A 5,055-nucleotide genomic window follows, 5' to 3' on the forward strand; every position below is an offset into this window, starting at 1 on the left:
AATGAAGGGCTTATTTCAATTAATCTAATTTATTATTTATTCTTTCTTACAAAATATGACTTCGTTAATTGTTAACTAAACTTAATCACCAAGATAAAAACTAGTATGAGGAGGTTGATTATAAGCTACATTCTGCCATGCAATACCAAGTCGATATACTGGATCATGCATGAATGTATAAAATCTATACTCTGTTGGTGTTGTGGTAGTATAGATTCTTAAATATTTGCTATCGGTCGTTCTCCATATAACTTCTTCTCTCCAATCACCAAATATATCAACAGAAAGGTTAGGAGTTGCCTTGGTTCCATTATTTGATGCACAGCCACTTGCTGTAAGTAAGGTTCCACCGCCATATTTTGTTATATTAATATCATCAAGAAGTTCACGTTGCAGATCTCCATCCCACCATACTACAAAGTTAGCGGATGAAGGTAAGTTACCTGCACTGGTATTGGTAGGAGTTCGTAAATCACTAGTTCCTCCCCACATCTCAGCACCACGATAAGCAGATGTTATATTTGCTGCTACACCTCTTCCAACATCTGCATTGGCAGTCTTCCAGATAACTGCTCCTGTTCTTGCATCCAATAATGCAGAACCAGGAGTACCTGTTCCTTCGTGAATTCCCCATACTTCAAATCCTGGTCGATCTGGATTAAAGTCAGATACATGTAGGGCATCACCATGACCTAGACCAGAAGTCCATAATCCTGTTCCATTATCATCGATTGCACATGAACCATAGATTATTTCATCTTTGCCATCTCCATCTACATCTGCTACACTTATATTGTGATTACCCTGTCCTTGATAAGCTGTATATCCATTGGATGAATTAAATGTCCATCTCTTAGTTAGTGAACCATTACGATAATCGTATGCTACTAACATGGTTTTTTCATAATATCCACGACACATTACAAGGCTTGGTCTTTGTCCATCAAGATAAGCGATACATGCAAGGAATCTATCTACTCTGTTACCGTAATTATCACCCCAATCAGTAACATTACCTCTTGCAGGTTCAAATGTAGTAGTAACCATCGCAGCACCAGTTTGTCCATTAAATATGGTTAAATATTCTGGTCCACTTAATATATAACCACTTGCATTGCGATAATCTGCAGTAGAACTTCCAATTACATTACCAAGTCCATCTTTTGTACCATCTGCAGTCCTCATAGCAATTTCTGCCTTACCATCTCCATCTAAATCATATACCATAATTTGAGTATAATGAGCACCAGCACGAATATTCTTACCTAGATCAATTCTCCATAATTTTGTACCGGTTAGCGTATAGGCATCAATATATACATTACCTGTATAGCCACTTTGAGAATTATCTTTAGAATTAGATGGATCCCATTTCACTATAATTTCGTATTTGCCATCACCATTAAGGTCACCAACACTACAATCATTGGCACTATAGGTATAGCTAACATTATCAGGTGTGGTTCCTCCAGAAGGTACATCAAGAGGAATTTGCTGATAATTATTACTTAGAACGCTTACTGCAGGACTTTTTGCTTGTTCTACCCCATTTACAACTGCTGCTACTTGATAGGTGGAGCTAGCAGTACCAGCTGTATCAGTATAGTTGGTCTTCGTAGTTAGTGGTGTAGAATTTAATTTGGTAGTACCACGATATAAATTATAACCTACCGTAAGTGCCTCTGTTCCAAGAGCTCTCCAGCTTACAAATACTCCATTGGTTACTTTAACAGCTACTACTCCTCTATCAAGAGTTTCAATTTGACGATTCGTTAGTGCTGGTTGTGTTGTAGAACCACCACCACTACTATTATCAAACACTCTAAATTCAAAAAAGCTTGCCCATGTGCTAGCTGGTAAACTTGTAACAGTTATTCTTACATATCTAGCTGTAGCACTAAAGCTATCACTTTGAGTCTGTGCTGTACTGGTGTTATTTGTCTTGTCTGCTCTTAAAGTCCAGGTATTGTTATCTGTGGAAGTTTCAATTTTATAACCGTAAACACGACCACTAAACTCCCACATAACTTCTGTTCCTGAAATACTTTGTGAACTACCAAGATCTACTTGCCACCAATGATTTAAATTACCATTAGCTGCACACCATCTTGTTGATGTATTACCATCGATTGCATTACCTTCAGAGGAACCTGATTGGGTGCTACTAGCGGTTGCTGTTTTACCTAACGCTATATTAGTAGCTGCTAAACTAATATGATATGGTACAAACATAGAAATTAACATAGTAAATATTATAAAGCATGGCAATAAAACTTTTGATTTAATTAACTCACTTTGTAACATGAACATTTCCTCCTTTATTCTAATTGTGGTTAAGAGATAGTTTCTTCAAATTATTCTACTTCCTTATCTATGTATAGCTTCATTCTACAATGTTGTTCATAGTACCACCTCCTGATTAATTCATTAAGTTAAGATTAAAAGGACATATAATATAATACTTGTCCTATTTGTTATAAATTTAAGTTCTGTTATATATAAAGTATTTATTAACTTTGAATATTTAAGGTATTTTGGATTATTGAATAGATTGGTTGAGTGAATAAGTATATACTATTAAAGAAATGTCAAATTATGGTATATTATAATTAAATTATAAATACTATTTACGTAATGTCAATAATTATTTACATTTATTTACTTATCTAGCAACAGTTCGTATACAAACTACACAAATTAACTCCCCAAGTGTAGATATTTTACCTACCTGTTACTTTATAAAAATATTACACCATATCAAGAACTCTTTTGCAAAATTGTTGCTTCATTATAGTAATTGGAGATTTTTGAGGAACCGAAAGAAACATGGTTTTTTATGAAATCGGAAGAAAATTCAATGCATTCGATTGTTTGTCTTTCTAATTCCAGTAAGCGCACACATCAAAGTAAATTCGTAATCTATTAAAAACTATACTTTTAGACTCCAAATTACATCATTCTACATCTGTAGATATAATATTCTATATTAGTAGTTTCTTCATTCTACATTTGTAGACTTTATTCTTATATTCTTATTTCATCTATTAATACCTAGAAAAAATAATTTCAGACATAAAAAAATGTGACTTATATCCTCAAACAAGAAAAAGTACGCTTGCGTACTTTTTCTTAACTGAATGATAAAAGTCACTTTTTGTTAATAACCTATTCCATAATATCATCTGTTATAAACATAGCATCACCAAAAGAGAAGAAACGATATCTTTCTTTCACTGCTTCCTCATAGGCTGCTATGATATGTTCTCTTCCTGCAAGAGCAGATACTAGCATTACTAAAGTAGATTCTGGCAGGTGAAAATTCGTAATCAGACAATTCAACACTTTAAATTTGTATCCAGGATAGATAAAAATCTCTGTTGCACCACTTTTTGCTTGTACAAAACCATTCTCATCCGCAGCGGATTCAATTGTTCTACAACTTGTTGTACCAACACAAATGATTCTTCCACCAGCTCGCTTCGCATCATTTATTTTTTTTGCTTCACTCTCTTCTACTTGGTATACTTCAGAATGCATATGATGATCTAAGATTTCATCTTCTTTTACAGGGCGAAAAGTACCTAGTCCAACATGAAGAGTTACATTTGCAATAATAACACCCATATCCTCAATTTGTTTCAAAAGTTCCTTTGTAAAGTGTAGTCCCGCAGTAGGCGCAGCTGCAGATCCCTCATGTTTTGCATATACCGTTTGATATCTATTTTTATCAGCTAACTCATGAGTAATATATGGAGGAAGTGGCATCTGTCCTAGTTCATCTAATATTTCTTCAAAGATGCCTTGGTAAGTAAACTTAACGAGACGATTTCCCTCTTCAACTACATCAATAATTTCACCAATTAACTTACCATCTCCGAAACTTATCTTTGTACCTACTTTCGCCTTTTTACCAGGACGAACTAGAGTTTCCCAAATATCATCTGGTCTTCTTTTTAACAGTAAGAGTTCTATTGGTGTTCCTTCTTTACCATAACTATGACCCGGAGCTAATGGTACCTTCTCAATGATTCTCTCTCCCATTAATCTAGCTGGAATAACTTTCGTATTGTTAAGGACAAGGCAATCACCCTTCTTAAGATATTTTATAATCTCCTTAAAAATATGATGTGTAACTTTACCGCTGTTTTTATCTAAAACCAAGAGCCTTGAGCTAGAACGATCCTCTAAAGGGTCTTGTGCAATTAATTCTTCTGGTAAATCAAAATAAAAATCCTGTTTTTTCATGATGTTCTCCATTCCGCGTATCTTACACGCATATTATGTTGTAATAAGGATAAATTGATTAAAATTTTATCCTAATATTGTATAACTACTTCAGATTTTTAAGTAAACTATTTTTATAGGTTAGCGTTATTTTTTCTATTGATCATGACCTTTATACATATTATAACTCTATTAGTCTATTGAACATAATCTTATATACAAACTATTATAATTCTATAAGTCTATTGAACATGATCTTCTATACAAACTATTATAATTATATTAGTCTATTGAACATGATCTTTGATACAAACTATTATAATTATTTAAGTCTATTGGACATGATCTTTTATACAAACTATTATAACTCTATATGTTATTGTTGTATTTTTTTGAACATGATCTTTTATAAAAAACTATGGATTTTAATGTTATCGACCTATTTATATATTTAATATTGCCCTACAACGCATCCATTATAATAAAAAGAAATGATTTCTGTATATCGAAATCCTTCTAATGCCATTCCCCTTGCACCAGACTGACTCATTCCAACACCATGACCAAAGCCCATACCAGCGAAGTAATAAGTATTCGAATTATTCGGAGCATTCTTTAAGAAATTCGTTAAGTTATGCGCGCTTTTTACGATATACTGTTCTTTTATATTATTTAATGAGCTAACTTTATTATTCGCACTGATTACATAGCTGTTTTTTAATGCTCTTGTTTTACTACTTTGGCTTCCTTTTACCGTAACAACATCAGGTTGATCCTGATAATTAATAATTTTAAACTTGGTACTTGGGAGCGAAAACATGCTACGTAAAC

2 protein-coding genes and 1 pseudogene are annotated in these 5,055 nt (G+C 33.3%); all 3 read right to left on the reverse strand.

Annotated elements, in window-relative coordinates:
• Nucleotides 1–81: 81 nt before the first annotated feature.
• Nucleotides 82–2,304 (reverse strand): rhamnogalacturonan lyase family protein, encoded by a 2,223-nt coding sequence (locus RTP52_RS05975; protein WP_312369860.1) that lies wholly within the window; start codon nt 2,302–2,304, stop codon nt 82–84.
• 861 nt (nt 2,305–3,165) lie between these two features.
• Nucleotides 3,166–4,245 carry a tRNA preQ1(34) S-adenosylmethionine ribosyltransferase-isomerase QueA gene (gene queA, locus RTP52_RS05980; RefSeq protein WP_312369861.1) on the reverse strand — a complete coding sequence of 360 codons (1,080 nt, stop codon included), beginning with the start codon at nt 4,243–4,245 and terminating at the stop codon, nt 3,166–3,168.
• Nucleotides 4,246–4,675: 430 nt separating this feature from the next.
• Nucleotides 4,676–5,055 (reverse strand): annotated as a pseudogene (locus RTP52_RS05985) (hypothetical protein); the annotation flags it as partial.

Source organism: Lachnoclostridium sp. (assembly GCF_031997925.1).
Classification (GTDB): Bacteria; Bacillota; Clostridia; order Lachnospirales; family Lachnospiraceae; genus Lachnoclostridium.

Excerpts from the sequence above, each read along its gene's own strand:
- RTP52_RS05975 (WP_312369860.1), bottom strand. The coding sequence starts at position 2,304 with ATGTTACAAAGTGAGTTAATTAAATCAAAAGTTTTATTGCCATGCTTT.
- queA (WP_312369861.1), bottom strand. The coding sequence starts at position 4,245 with ATGAAAAAACAGGATTTTTATTTTGATTTACCAGAAGAATTAATTGCA.